General features: G+C 67.5%; 15 protein-coding genes. 5 read left to right on the top strand and 10 right to left on the bottom strand.

Annotation, left to right across the window (positions count from 1 at the left end):
• Positions 1 to 56: 56 nt before the first annotated feature.
• A complete protein-coding gene (locus QX041_RS18975) occupies positions 57 to 2,129 on the bottom strand; it encodes a putative bifunctional diguanylate cyclase/phosphodiesterase (protein WP_316166458.1) in 2,073 nt (690 codons plus the stop codon).
• Positions 2,130 to 2,458: 329 nt separating this feature from the next.
• On the opposite strand from QX041_RS18975, the gene QX041_RS18970 reads away from it, so the two are divergent.
• Positions 2,459 to 3,352: a hypothetical protein gene (locus tag QX041_RS18970; protein WP_315715215.1), complete on the top strand. Its 894-nt coding sequence runs from the start codon at positions 2,459 to 2,461 to the stop codon at positions 3,350 to 3,352.
• A 57-nt stretch (positions 3,353 to 3,409) separates the two neighbouring features.
• On the opposite strand, the gene QX041_RS18965 is transcribed toward QX041_RS18970, so the two are convergent.
• The 7 genes from QX041_RS18965 to QX041_RS18935 form a co-directional block, all read right to left on the bottom strand.
• A complete protein-coding gene (locus tag QX041_RS18965; protein WP_315825528.1) occupies positions 3,410 to 4,729 on the bottom strand; it encodes a hypothetical protein in 1,320 nt (439 codons plus the stop codon).
• Between the two features lie 262 nt (positions 4,730 to 4,991).
• Complete coding sequence (locus tag QX041_RS18960; protein WP_315715217.1) at positions 4,992 to 5,699, bottom strand: class I SAM-dependent methyltransferase; 708 nt, start codon at positions 5,697 to 5,699, stop codon at positions 4,992 to 4,994.
• The gene (locus QX041_RS18955) at positions 5,689 to 6,153 is read right to left on the bottom strand and encodes an Rrf2 family transcriptional regulator (RefSeq protein WP_315735202.1); all 465 of its coding nucleotides are present in this window, start codon (positions 6,151 to 6,153) and stop codon (positions 5,689 to 5,691) included. The genes QX041_RS18960 and QX041_RS18955 overlap by 11 nt, the downstream gene beginning before the upstream one ends.
• Before the next feature lie 992 nt (positions 6,154 to 7,145).
• On the bottom strand, positions 7,146 to 8,633 hold the full coding sequence (locus QX041_RS18950) for a murein L,D-transpeptidase family protein (RefSeq protein WP_316166248.1): 1,488 nt from the start codon (positions 8,631 to 8,633) through the stop codon (positions 7,146 to 7,148).
• A 294-nt stretch (positions 8,634 to 8,927) separates the two neighbouring features.
• The gene (locus tag QX041_RS18945) at positions 8,928 to 9,890 is read right to left on the bottom strand and encodes an acetyl-CoA carboxylase carboxyltransferase subunit alpha (protein WP_316166246.1); all 963 of its coding nucleotides are present in this window, start codon (positions 9,888 to 9,890) and stop codon (positions 8,928 to 8,930) included.
• 219 nt (positions 9,891 to 10,109) lie between these two features.
• On the bottom strand, positions 10,110 to 11,066 hold the full coding sequence (gene xerD / locus QX041_RS18940) for a site-specific tyrosine recombinase XerD (protein ID WP_316166245.1): 957 nt from the start codon (positions 11,064 to 11,066) through the stop codon (positions 10,110 to 10,112).
• A gap of 171 nt (positions 11,067 to 11,237) precedes the next feature.
• Entirely contained in the window at positions 11,238 to 11,384 is a 147-nt protein-coding gene (locus tag QX041_RS18935) for a histidine kinase (RefSeq protein ID WP_315715424.1), read from the bottom strand.
• 155 nt (positions 11,385 to 11,539) lie between these two features.
• Here QX041_RS18935 and QX041_RS18930 point away from each other — a divergent pair, with 155 nt between their 5' ends.
• The 3 genes from QX041_RS18930 (at position 11,540) to QX041_RS18920 (ending at position 14,728) form a co-directional block, all read left to right on the top strand.
• A complete protein-coding gene (locus QX041_RS18930; protein WP_315715223.1) occupies positions 11,540 to 12,205 on the top strand; it encodes a shikimate kinase in 666 nt (221 codons plus the stop codon).
• Positions 12,202 to 13,350 (top strand): 3-dehydroquinate synthase, encoded by a 1,149-nt coding sequence (gene aroB, locus QX041_RS18925; RefSeq protein ID WP_315825524.1) that lies wholly within the window; start codon positions 12,202 to 12,204, stop codon positions 13,348 to 13,350. Before QX041_RS18930 ends, aroB begins: the two co-directional genes overlap by 4 nt.
• Positions 13,351 to 13,423: 73 nt before the next feature.
• Positions 13,424 to 14,728, top strand: coding sequence for an HlyC/CorC family transporter (locus QX041_RS18920; protein ID WP_315715225.1), 1,305 nt, complete (start codon positions 13,424 to 13,426; stop codon positions 14,726 to 14,728).
• 7 nt (positions 14,729 to 14,735) lie between these two features.
• Here the strand turns inward: QX041_RS18920 and QX041_RS18915 are convergent, their stop codons facing one another.
• Entirely contained in the window at positions 14,736 to 15,005 is a 270-nt protein-coding gene (locus QX041_RS18915) for a BolA family protein (RefSeq protein ID WP_316166243.1), read from the bottom strand.
• A 110-nt stretch (positions 15,006 to 15,115) separates the two neighbouring features.
• Here QX041_RS18915 and QX041_RS18910 point away from each other — a divergent pair, with 110 nt between their 5' ends.
• The gene (locus tag QX041_RS18910) at positions 15,116 to 15,760 is read left to right on the top strand and encodes a J domain-containing protein (protein ID WP_315715227.1); all 645 of its coding nucleotides are present in this window, start codon (positions 15,116 to 15,118) and stop codon (positions 15,758 to 15,760) included.
• A 43-nt stretch (positions 15,761 to 15,803) separates the two neighbouring features.
• Here the strand turns inward: QX041_RS18910 and QX041_RS18905 are convergent, their stop codons facing one another.
• A complete protein-coding gene (locus QX041_RS18905) occupies positions 15,804 to 16,892 on the bottom strand; it encodes a citrate synthase/methylcitrate synthase (protein ID WP_316166241.1) in 1,089 nt (362 codons plus the stop codon).
• Positions 16,893 to 16,944 lie beyond the last annotated feature (52 nt).

The following is a 16,944-nucleotide window of genomic DNA, read 5'->3' as shown; positions in this document are numbered from 1 at the left end:
TTCGCGGCCGCCTGTTCAGTTCAGCCGCAAGGCAATCACGATGACAAGATCTGCCGTCACGCGGCCGCAGCCTTCTTGGCATGCACGCCGACGGCAGCCGCCGGCGTACCTCCGACCTCACGAATCATCCGGCTGATCGCCTCCTGCGGCATCGGCTTGCCGAACAGGAAGCCCTGTACGCTGCTGCAGCCTTCCTCGCGCAGGAAGGCGAGATGCTGTTCGGTCTCGACGCCTTCGGCGAGCACGGGAATGTTGAGGCTGCGCCCGAGCAGCAGGGTCGCCTTGACGATGGCCGCGGCGTGCACGCTGGTCTCGACCGACTGGATGAAGCTCTTGTCGACCTTGATCTTGTCGAATGGAAACACCTGCAGGGTCGACAGCGACGAATAGCCGGTGCCGAAATCGTCCATCGCCACGGTGACGCCGATCGCCTTCAAGGCCTGCATCACCTGCAGCGCATGCTGGCGGTCGGCGATGATACCGGTCTCGGTCAGCTCGATCTCCAGCCGCTCCGGCGCCAATCCAGTCTCGCGCAGCACCTCGGCGACGCGCTTCGGCAGGTCGTGGTTGAGCTGCATCGGCGCGACGTTGACGGCGACCTTGAACGGCTGGCTCCAGGTCGCGGCGGTGGCGCAGGCGGTGCGCAGCACCCAGTCGCCGATGTCGACGATCAGCCCCGTTTGTTCGGCCATCGGAATGAAATCGTTCGGCGGCACGCGGCCCTTCACCGGATGGTTCCACCGCAGCAGCGCCTCGAAGCCGACGATGCCGCCGCTCTGCGTGTCGTTCTGCACTTGGTAGTGCAGCTCGAACTCGTTGCGCACCAGCGCGCGCTTGAGGTCGATCGCGAGCTCGGCGCGGCGCCGGCTGGCCTCGTCCATCGACGGCTCATAGGTGCAGATCTTGCCCTGGCCGAGACTCTTGGCGCGGTACATCGCGAGATCGGCGCGGGTGAGAAGCTCGTCCGAGGTCAGGCCGTGGTCGGGATGCAGCGCGATGCCGATGCTGCAGCCGACCGAGAGGCTGCGCTCCTCCCACTCGACGGGCGCCAGCACCAGCGCGCGCATCCGCTCGGCGAACTTCGCCGCCTCGGTGCGCGCGAAGATCTCGCTCTTGACGGCGACGAACTCGTCGCCGCCGATTCGCGCCAGGAACTCGCCCGGCTGCAGCGTCGATGCAATACGCTGTGCGATCACCGTCAGCACCGCATCGCCCGCGGCATGGCCGTGCGCGTCGTTGACGTCCTTGAAGCGATCGAGGTCGATCGCGAGCACCGCCAGATGCGCGGTCTCGTCGCCCTCGGTCAGCAGCGGCGCGAGCCGCTGGCCGAGGCCGCTGCGGTTCGGCAGGCCGGTCAGCGGGTCCTGCAGCGCCAATTGCCGATAGCCTTCGACCGCTTCCTGCGTCGCCTGCATGTCGATCATGTAGGCCGAGGCGGCCATCGCCATGATCAGGCCGATGCCGGTGACCACCGTGATCAGCATCAGGCTGTCCGACAGCGACTGCACCGGCGCGCTGCTGGCCGCCATTGGTGCCAGGGTCAACGCGAGCATGCCGGTGAAGTGCAGGCTCAGGATCGCAAGCACCATCGCGAGCGAGCTGCCATATTTGCAGAAGCGCGTGACGGGACGCGCGATCCGGTTGGCGGCAACGGCGCCGAAGCCCATCGCGAGCGCGATCGAGAGCCACACCATCGGCACGTTCCAGGTCAGCACGCCGTCGAGCTTGAGCGCGCTCATGCCGCTGTAATGCATGGCGGCGATGCCGAAGCCGAACACCGCGCCGCCGGCCTCGATCAGCGGGCCGCGCTGGGTGCGTGTCGTGATGAAGAAGCCGAGCCACGCAAAGGCCACCGCCAGTCCGAGCGAGGCGAAGGTCATCGCCGGCTCGAACGAGCGGTATCCTGGCGTGTCGTAGCCGAGGACCGCGGCGAAGTGCGTGGTCCAGACCGTGCCACCGGCCACGAGTCCGGCCAGAAACAGCAGATGGAAGCGGCGGAGGCCGGCGTTGCGACGGACCCGCGCGAGCAGCCGCATGGACAGGATCGAGCCGAGCACGCAGACGAGCAGTGCGGCGGCGACGTAGCGCAGATCATGATCGGCGGGCAGGCAGGACAGGATCGTCAACATCGGCAATGAACCCTCGCTCAGCCGAGCTACGGTCCGTCGCGTGCCGCGTTTCGGCGCGCCGGAATCGCGGTTAGCGAAACGTCAATCCGGGCAGCACCTTGTGCCCGCTCCGATCCATGCATGAGTTTTGAAAGCCGACGCTTAAGGCGCGAGGCGCCGCCCGTGGGTTCCTGCAAGGAACTCCGGACATCGTGACGAAACTCCCAACGCCGGCCGCAGGGCTCGCCGGCACACGGCCTTTTGCGATCCTCCGTGGCCGGAATGGGTTGCCGCTGCATGACGGAATTAATACGATCCCATGTCGTTCACATGAAATTTGGAGTGCCCGGATGCGTGCGCAGTCGCGAGCCCTGTCGAACCCGGTCGCCCTGTGGTGGGCGATGCTGACGCTCGTCAGCCTCGCCAACATCGTGTTCTGGTTCATCCTGTACCGGCAGCTCAACGGCGGCAGCAGTTCGTCGGGTCAGGCGTCCCAGACCAGTTCGATGCTGGCGCTGTCGGCGGCCTATGTGTTCGGCTGCGCCTTCCGCTCGGTGCTGCCGCGCGCCGACGTGCAGCGCATCTGCCTGGTCGACAGCTGGCTGTCGAGCGTGTTCATCGGCCGCACCGTCGCGACCATCGCCGAGATCGCCTTCGCGGCGCAGTGGGCCATCATCCTCGCGCAGCTCGGCGCGATCGCCGATGCCGAGACCGCGGTCAACATGGCCCGCATCATCGTGCCGCTGATCGTCGTCGCGGAGATCTGTTCCTGGTACGCCGTCGTCACCCGGAATTTCCTCTACAACGCGATCGAGAACTCGCTGTGGGCGGTGGCCTTCCTGTTCGTCGGCATCGGCCTCGGCCGGCTGCTGCCGGAGTTCGACGGCCTGGTGCGCGGCCTTCTGATCGCGGGCCTCGTCGGCATCGCCTGCTATCTCGCCTTCCTGGTCGTGATCGACGTCCCGATGTATGTGAAGCGCTGGCGCATCGAGCGCGCCGCCGGCACGCCACTCCTGCATCCGCTCGCCGGTCTGCGCGACTCCGCCACGCGTTGGACCGTCACCCACGAGTTCGAGCACTGGAAGGAAGAGATCGCCTGGATGTCGCTGTATTTCAGCGCCGCCGTCTGGGGCTCGCTGGCGCTATGCGCGCTCTCGGCGATGAACGATCCCCTGCCGCGAGATCGCGCGCAGGCCACCGGTGCACCGCCGGCCATCGTCCAGCACGACGCCGATCGATCCTGACGCGACATCCCGCCGTGACGATCACGGCGGGATGCCTGCCGGCCGAGCGGCGTTGCCTCAGCCATGCATCGCGAAGTGATGCGCGTCGTCCATCTGGACGATGTGGCTGTAGTCGGCGTGCGGCGCGTCGTGCACGGCCACCGGCGCGTGGTCGAAATTCGGCGGTACGATGCCGGTGTTGCCCGCATGGCCATGGTCGCCGAAATTGTCGACGATGATCGGGTTGTGCGACGAGCCCTCGCCGTGCAACGGGCCGGGGAAGCCGGGGCCGGGGCCCTGGCCGCCCTGGACGTTGTCGGCGGACTGATGGATCGCCTGCGCGATCGAGTCCCAGAACCCGCCATGGCTGCCGCCGTCCTGTCCCGCATGAGCGATCTGGATGCTGCCGTCGCTGCGCAGGCCGTCCTGGGCCAGCTTGAAGACGTCGCCGATCGCCGCGCCGAGATCGCCATGGCTGAGGTCGTTGACCAGCGAGCCCAGGTCGTGGCCGATCGCGTCGAGCTGCTGCCCCAGAGAGTGGCTCAACTCGCCGGCGGTCTGTGCCAGCCCGTTGAGACCCTCGCCGACGAAATGGCCGACGCCATCGACGATGCCGGTGCCGACCGCATCGGCGCCGTGGGCGATGCCGGAGATCGCCTCGCCGATCGGTCCGCCGATCAGGTGGCCCGCCGCCGACGCCGTGTCGGTGACCACGCCGATGGCGCCGTCGGCCACCGCTACGCCGGCGTCGAAGCCGCCCTTCACCACGGCGCCTGCAGCGTCGAGCGCGTCCATGCCGACCTCGCCGGCCGTTCCGACGATGGTGCCGGCCATGCCGAGCGCGCCGTGGCCGACTGCGCCGGCCGCCTCCAGCCCGGCCTCGCCGAGGCCGACCGCGGTGTGTGCGAGGTCGCCGGCGACGTCGAGGGCGCCATGCGCCACGTCGCCACCGACCTTGAGCCCGCCGTCGACGATGTCGCCGCCGATATGCTTGACGTCGTTGATGACGCCGTCGATGTCGCCATGTACCAGGTGGCCGACCCCGGACGCCACGTCGCCGGCGACGTTGATCCCGGTATGGAGGACGTCGCCGCCGACATGGACCACGGTCGACGCGACGTCGCCTACGGTGTGAAGCAGGCCGCCGCCGATCGCCTCGGCACCGTGCCCGATCGCGCCGAGTACGCCGCCCACGGTATGGATGGCCTCGCCGCCGAGCGCGCCGATGCCATGCACCACGCTGCCCACGGCATGGGCCGCATCGCCGGCGACGTGCTCGACCGTATCGACCACGGCGCCCGCCGCACCGCCGACCGCACCCGCCACATCCTTCGCGACGTCCTTCACGTCGTCCACGGCGGAACTGACGGCATCTCCGATATCATCCCAAAAGCTCATGACCTGCTCCTCTCGGTTGCGTCACCTCGCCTCGGGTGACGCGCCGTTTGTCGCAGATCGCGTCCCGGCGCTCCGTGCGCGACATCACGCAGGCTGAGACGTGGCACGGCTCCGGCGCGAAGCCTGTCCGCGAGCCGCGTCATCCACCTCTTCGGGGGCCGCGGGGAGGGACATGCGTGGATGCCGGCGCAGGCCGGGCAACTAATTAGCAGGCCCTGATCGCGATCGTTCAGGGCGCATCGGTGTGATGCTCGGCGGCGGTTCAGGCGTGGCCGATCCAGCCATGCCAGGTCAGCGCTGTGAAGAATGGACGGGCATCGCGAAAGCCGCCGTCACGCAGGATGGCTTCATCCTCCCCTGGGCTCAGCATGTTGACGCTGGCATCGACGGTCGCGCGCATCGTCCTGGCCTGCTCGGGGTCTGTGCCGGACGCAACGGCATAGGCCGCGTACCGATCCAGCCACAGCGATCTCTCGACGGGCTCGTTGGGCAGGCAGCTATGGGCCACCACGAAAGGCGCTCCAGGGTGGAGCCGGTCGTGCACGGCGCGGACTGTCCGCAACCGTTCCGATGCTGCCAGAAAATGCAGCGTCAGCAGGCATGTCGCCGCGTCAAACGGGCCGGCCGGCGCATCGTCGATGGTGCCCTCGATCAGTTCGACCCGGCTCGTCCGCGCGCCGAGCGTGCGTTCGGCGAGTCGCAGCATCTGCGGCGCCGGATCGACGCCGACGAAGGTCCACGATGGTTGCGCTTCCGCCAACGCGTTGAGCTCGAGCCCGCCGCCCGCGCCCAGCACGAGCACCCTCGCATGTTCGGGCGCCCGCTCGGCCAGCAGGACCGCCGTCATCCGGTGCAGCCCGTCGAGACCGGGCACGAAGCGACGTGGACCATCCGTGTAGCGCGCGACGAATTCGGGATCGGAAAACGCGCGGATGAACTGCTGAGCGCCGTCGGCAATGTCAGCCGGCATGACAAATGTCTCCTTTGCGAGGTCGCTTGCGTCGTTCGAGGCGGTCGTGGAAATCAGCGCTCAGCGCCGCCAGCGTGATGGCGCCGAGACGGGACAGCAGCAAGGTCTCGGCGGCCCGGATGGAGGTGTCGAGCGCCGCATTGACCGCCTGCTCGACGAGGCAGTCGGGAGTCTCGCTCCGATGGCCGATGGCGAACAGCGATGGACGCCCGAGTGAATCGTAGACGTCGCGCAGGGTGACGGTCGCCAGATCGCAGGCGAGCGTCCAGCCGCCGCCATGGCCTTTCTCGGAGCGCACATAGCCGCTGTCCCGGAGGCCCGCCATGATTCTGCGGATCACGACCGGATTGGTCTGCATCATCGCTGCGAGGGCCTCGGACGTGACCGGACCGTCGTGCTCCGCCATGTGGAGCAGGACGTGCAGGATGCCGGACAACTGGCTGTTGGGTCTCATGTAACTTTTAATATGACATGATATTCCAGCCGTCAACCGGCCGGCCCGGCCATGAAGGCTTGGGCGCCGACGCTGGCGCCTCTGCCCGTCGGGCGATTCGGTCCTGCATCCCGCGTGCGGCGGGCGGGTCCATGCCTCCCAACGATGAGAAACGCACTGCGCGGAAAGACTGAATTTGCCCGCGCGTTCAAGCTGATTTGGGCTGTCCAGTCCCATCAGTAAAAATATGCTGCTTCTCAATTTCGGAATTTCGTGATTTATTCCGTCCGTCCCGCCTCATCGACGAGGGGCGCTGCGCGGTCGTCACGAAGCGTGGAGTGCGGGATGTGATGGGCGGGCCGGTTTGCAGCGTGATCATTCGCGCGGACGAACAACATCGGCTCGCACGGTCAAGTCGCGTGGTCCTGACCTCCCGATGCTGAGGTCAAGCCGGCTGATGATGCCCCGCGCATCTCGCCGGTGATGGGGGCAACACAGCCCGGTCCCCAGGGAGATCGCGAAGCAGCCGTTAAAACTAGCGCGCAGGGAGGGCCGGGTCGTCCGGCTGGACCTGTGGTACCTGCCGCCTGCATTTTTTTCGCAGGCGGGCCACGGGCCTCAGTCGAGGTCCGGCCTTCCCTGCACCCTCGCTTCGGAAGAGGGTGAGATCGATGCATCACTCGGACGCCAAGAGCGTCGCGAGGACAATGACGCGCGTCCCCAAATGCAGTTTGAGATTGCTGACCACGACGGCACCACAAACGCGGTGCCCACCCTCCCCTGGAGGGGGAGGGTCGCCTCACGAGGAGCGAAGCGAAACGTGAGGCGGGGTGGGGTGATGTCTCCGCGCGCAAAAGCATGCGTGGAGAGATCACCCCACCCCGCTCGCCCGCTTCGCGTGCGATCGACCTTCCCCCCTCCAGGGGAGGGGGGCACCGAGCGCGCGGCTAGCTTGCGCGCGTCCGGCGGCCCTCGGTGTCTCGCAAAAAAAGCGGCGCTCGATGGACGGCTTGCTATTTGAATCCTGCGAACCGGCTGTCGAACGAGTTCGACTGCAGCACTGGCACGGCGCCGGAGACCAGCGCGGTCTGGGTCTGCGCGGGGGCCGAGGCCGTGGTGGCGGGCGCGTCGCCGGCGGCGGGCTTGAACGGCGGCCGCGCGGCGGCCTGCCGGGTCTCGGCGGGCTTCGCCGCGACCGGCTTGGGCGCAGGCTTGATCTCGGCGGGCTTGATCTCCGAGGGCCTGGCGTCCGCGGTCTTGCTCTCGGGCTTCGCGGTCGCAGCCTTGGTGTCGGCCGCGGCATTGCCGGCGATTCCGACCTTGCGGGCGAGGCTCGACATGAAGCTCGGCTTCTCCGGCGCACTGACGGCCGCCACCCGGGTGGCGGGCGCCGCTGCGGGAGCCGGAGCCGCACTGGCCGGCATCGCGGCGACCTCGTCGGCGCCGGGCGCGCGCGGCGGGTTGACATGACCGGGGATCGTGCCTGGCGCCGGCGTGAAATTGGCGAGCGACAGGCCCGGCGCTTCGCCGGCGTCGGACAGGCCGGTGGAGGCGCCCGGCACGCGGCTGGCGAAGATGGGGTTCATGCCGCCATCGATGCCGGTGTTGAGCTTGGCGACCGGCGTGCCCTTGGAGACGAGCTTGGCATATTCCGCCTCGTCCGCCTGCTGCTTGTCGCGCACGGCGGCGGTGATCTCGTCGGGCACGACGTAGGCCGGGCACTTGGCGGAGGCGTCGAACACCGGATCGTGCGTCGCGCCCGGCGGCTTCTGGGCGTCGAAGACGTACTTCTTCTCGCAGAAGTCGACCTTCGGCTCCTGCCGGGTGACTTCGAAATGGTCGTAGCCTTCCTTGATCATGCGCCAGAACGGCATGTTCGGATTGTTGCGGTGCCTGGCCATGTTCACCGGCGTCATCCGGAACGGATAGGCCTGGAACTGGAAGGCGCGCTGGCCGCCGAAGAAGGACTCGCGCCCGAGCGCATAGATCTCGGCGATCTGCTCGTCGGTCATCGCGAAGCAGCCGCGCGAGGAGCAGTCGCCATGCACCATCAGCTGCGAGCCGGTGCGGCCGAGCGCCTTGTCGAACGCGTTCGGATAGCCGGTGTTGAAGGACAGATAGTAGGCCGATTGCGGGTTCATCTGGCTCGGATTGATCGAGTAGAAGCCCTCCGGCGCCTGGCGGTCGCCCTCGCGCACCTTCGGTCCGAGATCGCCGGACCAGCGGCAGATCGGATAGGTCTTGAGCAGCGCGAACTTGCCCGAGCGGTCCTGCTTCCAGACCTCGAGCTCGGCTTCCTGCTTGAACACGCGGACCAGGATCGGCGACTGCAGATCCATGTCCTTCTCGCCCATCGTCGCGACGAGCTTCGGCGGCACCGGCTGGTTGGCCTTGGCGTTGGTGGCGAGCGCGACCTGATCGCTGTTGCAACCCGTCAGCAGCGCGCCGGCGGCCAACACCGCCGAGGTCATCAGAACCCGGACGAAAGCGCGGTTGATCAAAGCAAAGCTCCCCGCAAACCCGGCATGCCGCAACACCCCAGTCTCATCTCACGCGATCGGCCCGAAAGCTGGATAAATCACGGGTCGACCCTGCGTCATGCCGTCAAACCATTGATTAAAATTGTAGCCTTTGACCCCAAGCCTCGCAACCCGCGCTCCGGCGATGCCGAAAGGCCCCGGCCGCTTTGGTCAACAACTCCTAAACAGCAGACCCCGCCGGCGGGGCCGAAATGCGGCCAAACGGCTGGAAAGACTCACAAAACCGCGAGCGCCGGGAGCTCGGCTCCGGCCCGGTCAGCCGAGCTTGCGGCCGATGTCCATGAACTTCTGCCGGCGCTGCTTGCGGATCGCGTCGGCGTCGAGGCCCTTCAGCTCGTCGAACGCCTGGGCGATCGCCTCGCCGGTGGCGGCGATCATCGCCGCCGGGTCGCGGTGGGCGCCGCCGACCGGCTCCTTGATGACCGTGTCGACCACGTGGAAGCGGAGCATGTCCTGGGCGGTGATCTTCATGTTGTTGGCGGCTTCCTGCGCCTTGGTGCCGTCGCGCCACAGGATCGAGGAGGCGGCTTCCGGCGAGATCACGCTGTAGATCGCGTGCTCCAGCATCAGCACCCGGTTGGCGGTGGTCAGGGCGATGGCGCCACCCGACCCGCCCTCGCCAGTGATGATCGCGACATTCGGCACGCCGAGCGACAGGCAGGCGTCGGTGGAGCGGGCGATGGCCTCGGCCTGGCCGCGCTCCTCGGCGCCGAGGCCGGGATAGGCGCCGGCGGAATCGACCAGCGACAGCACCGGGATGCCGAACCGCTCGGCCATCTCCATCAGCCGGACCGCCTTGCGGTAGCCCTCGGGGCGGGCCATGCCGAAATTGTGCTTCAGTCGGGATTCGGTGGTGGCGCCCTTTTCCTGGCCCATCACGCAGATCGGCTCGCCGCGGAAGCGGCCGAAGCCGCCGAGCAAGGCGGCGTCCTCGCCGAACTTGCGGTCGCCGGCCAGCGGCGTGAACTCGGTGATCAGCCCGCTGACGAAATCGGTGAAATGCGGCCGCTGCGGGTGGCGCGCGACCATCGTCTTCTGCCAGGGCGTCAGATTGGCGTAGAGCTCGGCCAACGCCTGGCCGGCCTTCTCCTCGATCCGGCTGACCTCCTCGCCGATGTCGGTGCCGGAGGCGGCCATCGCACGGAGTTCGTCGACCTTGGAATCGAGCTCGGCAACGGGCTTTTCGAAATCGAGGTAGCTGCGCATGGGATCCGGCATGGAAGAGCTGAAGGAAGAGCGCTGGGAGACGAAATCGGTTCGGCCTTCGGACCTGAAGATGAAGGACTTCAGGAGCTTAGGGTGCGATCGGTGCGCCGCACCCAGGCGTCGTGCCGGGAGAACGGGCAGGATGGCGCTCTTTCGGGGCAGACGGGCGCGAAGTCAAGCCGGCCGGGCGTCACGCCGGCGGATTTGGTTTCGGGAAGGTGTGAAGCGAGGTCAGGTCTCGGCCAGCGGGTGCAGGTCCCGCACCAGGCTCTTGAGCCGCTCCTCGACCACGTGGGTGTAGATCTGGGTGGTCGAGATGTCGGTGTGGCCGAGCAGGGTCTGGACGATGCGCAGGTCGGCGCCGTTGTGCAGCAGATGGCTGGCGAAGGCGTGGCGCAGCACGTGCGGCGACACCAGCCGGGCCGGCAGGCCGCTCGCCACCGCGAGCTCCTTGAGGTCGCGGGCGAAGTGCTGGCGGGTGAGGTGGCCGCTCTCGCCGAACGAGGGAAACAGCCATTTGCCGAAGGTGGCGCTGGCCTTCTTCTCGGGCTTCAGCGCATCCAGGGCGGCGAGATAGTCGGCCATCGCCTGGCGCGAGGCCTGGTTCAGCGGCACCAGCCGCTCCTTGTTGCCCTTGCCGCGCACCACGATCATGCGGGCGTCGTTGCGCGCCGCGGTGCGCGGCAGCGCCACCAGCTCGGAGACGCGCAGGCCGGTGGCGTAGAGCACCTCGAGCAGGCAATACAGTCGCAGCGCCCGCAGCCGCTGCGACGGCGAGGCGTCGGCGACCTCGGAGAGCTCCTTGGCGCGGGTCAGCATGCGGTCGACATCGCCGATCGACAGCACCTTGGGCAACGGCCGGCCGCGTTTCGGGCCCGACAGGATGGCGGCGGGATCGTCGCTGCGGATGCGCTCGCTCAGCAGGAAGCGAAACAGGTGCCGCATCGCCGACAGCCGCCGCGCCACGCTGGAGGATTTGAAACCCCTGGTGTCGAGATCGGCGAGATAGTCGCGCAAGGCCTGGGTGTCGGCCGTGGCGAAGCCGTTGGCCTTGCCGCCGAGAAATTCGGAGAGATCGGTGAGGTCGCGGCGATAGGCGTCCAGCGTGTTCTGACCGGCGCCCTGCTCGGCGGCCATCATGTCGAGGAACAGGCTCATCAGCCCGGCGTCGGAGGCCTTGACCTTCATGTCGTGAAATCCGCTGCGTCCGAGGCGATCGAATCACTACGATGTATTCGTGCCGGCACGGCGAGCGGTGACTGCAAATCTGGCCGATATCGCGGCGCCCGGCCGCCTCAGACAACCGCAAAATTCTTAATCAATGCCCTGTGGCTTTTCGGTTCGTCGCAGCGCCGCCGCTCATCTCTTCTGGAACCTGTCCGGCGGGATCGTCACCGTCATCTCGCGCGGCTTCGGATTGACGAAATTCGCCAGCGCGTAGATCGCGCCATAGACCACGCCGACGATGACGGCGATGACGGTCAGGAAGCGGAACAGGCTGGGCATGTCGGTCGCGCAGGCTACCAGAAGGGGAACGGTTTCATCCAACATGTTCGCATCGGCCTTGCAAGCCCGTCGGGCAGACTGGGCAGCTCGCCTTGGCTCGGGGGACGGAACAGGATGCCTTTGAAAGCAGCAGGGGCTGGGTTAGAAGCCTGGAGATGACCGACACGACGCAACCCGCACCCAGCCCAGCCGCTCCGGAGGCCGCGATTCTCGCAGGCCTCGGCAAGCGGCTGATCGTGCTGGTCGGCATGATGGGTGTCGGCAAGTCGACCGTGGGCCGGCGGCTCGCGGCGCGGTTGCGGCTGCCCTTCGTCGATGCGGACACAGAGATCGAGACCGCGGCCGGCATGACCATACCGGAAATCTTCGAGTCGCGCGGCGAGGACTATTTCCGCAACGGCGAGGCCAGGGTGATCGCCCGCCTGCTCGAAAATGGTCCGGCGGTGCTGGCAACCGGTGGCGGCGCCTTCATGCGCGAGGAGACGCGGCGGCGCATCCAGGAGAAGGCGGTCTCGGTGTGGCTCAAGGCCGATGCCGACGTGATCATGCGCCGCGTCCGGCGGCGGGCCGACCGGCCGCTGCTGCAGACCGCCGATCCGGAAGGCACGGTCGCTCGCCTGCTCGTCGAGCGCGAGCCGGTCTACCAGCTTGCCGATCTCACGATCTGCTCGCGCGATGTGCCGCATGATCGCGTTGTCGAGGACTGCATGGAGGCGCTGCAGGCGTTCTTCTCGCCACCGGAGACCGAGGCGGGGCCGGCCGGACCACAACCCGATCCAGTTCAACCCGATCCTCCGCAGGCGATGGGCGCGCTCCGATGACAGCACCACTGAAGCATTCCGATCCGATCATCGTCGACGTCGCGCTCGGCGAGCGCGCCTATGACATCGTCATCGGCCGCGGCGTGCTGGCTTCACTCGGCCAGCGGATCGCGGCGCTGCGGCCCGGCGTGCGCACCGCCATCGTCACCGACCGTACCGTGGCCGCGCATTGGCTGAAGCCGGCCGAGGCGATCCTGGCGGAGGCGGGCATCCCGGCGTCCACGATCGTGGTCGATGAGGGCGAGGGCTCCAAGACCTATGCCGGCCTGGAGAAGGTCAGCGAGGCGCTGATCGCTGCCAGGATCGAGCGCAACGATCTCGTCATCGCGCTCGGCGGCGGGGTGGTCGGGGATCTCGCCGGCTTCGCGGCCGCCATCCTGCGCCGCGGCGTCGATTTCGTGCAGGTGCCGACCTCGCTGCTGGCGCAGGTCGATTCCTCCGTCGGCGGCAAGACCGGCATCAATTCGCCCCAGGGCAAGAACCTGCTCGGCGCCTTCCACCAGCCGGTGCTGGTGATCGCCGACACGGCCGTGCTCGACACCCTGTCGCCGCGCCAGTTCCGCGCCGGCTATGCCGAGGTCGCCAAATACGGCCTGCTCGGCGATGCGAGCTTCTTCGCCTGGCTCGAGGCCAACCATGCCGACATCGTCAAGGGCGGTGCGGCGCGTGAGCACGCGGTCGCGACCTCCTGTCGCGCCAAGGCGGCGATCGTCGCCCGCGACGAGCGCGAGACCGGCGACCGGGCGCTGCTCAATCTCGGCCACACCTTCGGCCATGCGCTGGAGGCCGTGACCGGCTTCTCCGACCGGCTGTTCCACGGCGAGGGCGTCGCGGTCGGCATGGTGCTGGCGGCGCAGTTCTCGGCCGAGCTCGGCATGCTGCCGCCCGACGACGTCGTCAGGATCGAGCGTCACCTTGCCGCGGTCGGTCTGCCGACCCATCTGCAGGACATCGCCGGCTTCGCCCAGGAGGGGATCGGCGACGCCGATCGGCTCTTGGCCTTGATGGCGCAGGACAAGAAGGTCAAGCGCGGCAAGCTCACCTTCATCCTGATGGAAGCCATCGGCCGCGCCGTCATCGCGAAGGACGTCGATCCGGCGCGCGTCCGCGACTTTCTCCAGGCCAAATTGCGCAGCAGAAGCTGATCCCGGGCTTTACGCCGTATTGAGCAGTGCCAACGGATCATCGGCGGCCTCCCTACAGAGCGACATCGGCGTCATGGACTGGTTCACACTCTCCGTCGTCATCCTCCTCCTCGCCGCCTCGGCCTTCTTTGCGCTGAGCGAGACCGCGCTGACCGGTGCCTCCCGCGCCTCGATGCTGCGGCTGTCGAAGCAGGGCAATCGCGATGCCGATGTGGTGTCGAGCCTGTTCGACATGCGCGAACGGCTGATCGGCGCCCTGCTGCTCGGCAACAACATCGCCAATATCGGCGCCTCCGCGCTGGCGACCGGTATTTTTACCGCCTGGTTCGGTGAGGTCGGCGTGCTCTACGCGACCGGCGTGATGACCGCGCTGGTCGTGATCTTTGCCGAGGTGCTGCCGAAGACGATCGCGATCAATGCGCCGGATCGCGTCTCGCTCGCGGTCGCCAGGCCGATGCGCGCGACTGTGTTCGTGCTCGGTCCGGTGCTTGCCGTGATCGAGGCGATCGTGCGCGGGCTGATGCGGCTGATCGGCTTCAAGGTCGGGGCCAATCAGCCGATCCTGTCGCCGACCGAACGCCTGCGCGGTGCCGTCGATCTGTTGCATCATGAAGGCAAGGTCGAGAAGCAGGACCGCGACATGCTCGGCGGCCTGCTCGATCTGCGCGAATTGCAGGTGTCCGACGTGATGGTCCACCGCACCGAAATGGTGATGGTGAATGCGGACCTGCCGCAGGAGGAACTGGTGCGCGAGGTGCTCGCCACCGAGTACACACGCATCCCGCTGTGGCGCGGCACGCCGGAGAACATCATCGGCGTGCTGCATGCGAAGGACCTGCTGCGTGCGATCCGCGCCGCCGAGGGCGATGTGTCGCACATCGACGTTGCTTCACTGGCGCTGCCGCCGTGGTTCGTACCGGAGATGCGCTCCGTGTCGGAACAGCTGAAGGCGTTCCGCCGGCGCAAGACGCATTTCGCGCTCGTGGTCGACGAGTATGGCGAGGTCGAAGGCATCGTCACGCTGGAGGATATTCTGGAGGAGATCGTCGGCGACATCTCCGACGAGCAAGATGTGCAGGTCGCGGGTGTGCGCCTGCAGCCGGACGGGTCCGTCGTCGTCGATGGCTCAGTGCCGATCCGCGATCTCAATCGCGCGATGGACTGGACGCTGCCCGATGAGGAAGCAACGACAGTTGCCGGTCTCGTCATTCACGAGGCGCGTTCGATCCCCGAGCGCGGCCAGAGCTTCACGTTCCACGGCTTCCGCTTTCGCGTGCTGCGCCGGGAGCGCAATCGCATCACCGCGCTGCGCATCGTACCGGTGCCGCGCGGCGAAACCGAGGAGGCGCGGCCGCGCCGTGCGGGCACGGCGTTCTAATTGGGGATCAAGCCTCGCCCGGCGCCTTCGCATGCAGCGCGAGCGCGTGCACCGAGCCGGCAAGTTCCGCTGCCAATGCGGCGTTGATCAGGCGGTGGCGATCGACACGGCTCTTGCCGGCGAAGGCCTGCGACACAATATACACGCGGAAATGGGTCTCACCGCTCGGCTGATGGCCCACATGGCCTTCATGCAGATGTGATTCGTCTTGAACATCGAGGCTTTCGGGCGAGAAAGCTTCGCGCAACTTATCGATGATAGCATCTCGGGTCCGCATGGTCTCTGGAAATACGCATCAAATTATTTTTCGTCAATCGGCGGTCCCCGCCTGAGGTATTCGCAATGTCAAGACTTGAAGCTTTTCGCGTTGCGTAGTCAAAGTCCGCCATGCCGATCGATTCAAACAAATTCTTCGACTCCATCCGCATCAAGCCCAAGAAACAGGCTGCGCGGCAGCCGGTGGTGCGCGAGGAGGCCCAGCCCTGTCAGTGGCCGGACTGCAAGAACAAGGGCTCGCATCGCGCGCCCAAGGGACGCGAGAACGCGCGCGAGTATTGGCACTTCTGTCTCGATCACGTGCGCGAGTACAACCAGTCCTACAATTTCTTCTCGGGGATGAACGCCGAAGCGGTCGCGCGCTATCAGAAGGATGCGCTGACCGGACACCGCCCGACCTGGAAGATGGGTGCCAACACGTCGGCCAAGCGCGGCACCGGCAGCGCCGAGGGCGATCTCGGCGATGCCGCCGATCCGTTCAGCGTATTCGCCGAGATCAACGGCCGCGGCAGTTGGCGTCCGGATCCCCGCTCGGCTCCCAAGGCCGAGACGCGCAAGGTCTTCAACGCCGAGCGCAAGGCGCTGCAGGTGATGGGCCTCGGTCCCGACGCGACGCTCGAGGATGTCAAGGTCAAGTACAAGGCGCTGGTGAAGCAGCACCATCCCGATGCCAATGGCGGCGACCGCTCCACCGAGGATCGCCTGATCGAGATCATCAAGGCCTACAACTACCTGAAGACGGTGGTGAAGGGCTGACGCGCGGCAGCGCGCGAGGCTGCCGCACGTCGCGTTGAAGGTATCAGGGCTTCGGCCCGATATAGGCCGAGCTCGGCCGGATCAACCGCCCGGTGCGCTGTTGCTCGCGGGCATGCGCCGTCCAGCCGGCGGCACGCGCCACCGCGAAGATCGGCGTGAACGCCTGGCGCGGAATCTTCAGCGCATCGAGCAGGATGGCGGTGAAGAACTCGACATTGGTGTCGAGCACGCGCTCCGGATTCTTCCGCCGCAGCGCTTGGCGAATGTAAGCCTCTACCTCGCTCGCAAAAGGCAGATCAGCCCCGCTGCCCGCCAGCCGCTCGATCGCGCCCTTGAGCACGTCGGCCCGCGGATCGCGCACGCGATAGATCCGATGCCCGAACCCCATCAGCCGCTCGCCACGGCCGAGCGCCGCGTCGACCCACGGCCTGATGTTGTCGCGCGTGCCGATCGCGTTGAGCATTTCCAGCACCGGCTCCGGCGCGCCGCCATGCAGCGGGCCGGTGAGCGCGCAATAGCCGGCGGTGACTGACGCGAACAGGTCGGCCTGGGTCGAGGCGACGACGCGCGCGGCGAAGGTCGAGGCGTTCATGCCGTGATCGCTGACGGTGACGAGATACGTGTCCAGCGCCGCCACCTCGCCGCTCTCGGGCGTGTCGCCGCGGACCATCCGCAACGTGTCTGCGGCGTGACCGGCGTCAGGGTCGGGCGCGATCGGCTGTGTTCCCTGGGCGCGCTGGACCAGGGCGCCGGCGATCACCGGGCAGGCGCCGACGATCGTGGCTTCGTCGTCGAGCCCGGGTTCGGACCGCAGCGCCGCGACGGCGGCGCGGAAGCCGTCGATGATCGACAGGCCGGAGGTCGCGGCGAGCAGCTCGGGCAGCCGGGCAAAGGCACGCTCGCGGGCACGGCCAAGGCCGGCGCGGACCTCGGCCTCGCCGACGGTGCGCTTCGTCGCCGCGCTCCATAGCCGGGCGGTCACGCCCTCGAAGCCGCTGGCGGCGGCGAGATCGGCCACACGCGCTCCGGCGATGATGAGCTCCCCCCGCTGGCCGTCGACGTGGCTGAGCACGGTCTCGGCGGCGGCGATGCCGTCGAGGCCGATGGGGGTCTTGCCGAGCTGGATGGTCATGGCGGGTCTCCTTCGAGAATGATCACGCTGACAAGATCCGCCCAGTCGACAA

This window comes from Bradyrhizobium sp. SZCCHNRI2009 (assembly GCF_032485115.1).
Lineage (GTDB): Bacteria > Pseudomonadota > Alphaproteobacteria > Rhizobiales > Xanthobacteraceae > Bradyrhizobium.
This window is presented reverse-complemented; position numbering and strand designations above follow the sequence as displayed.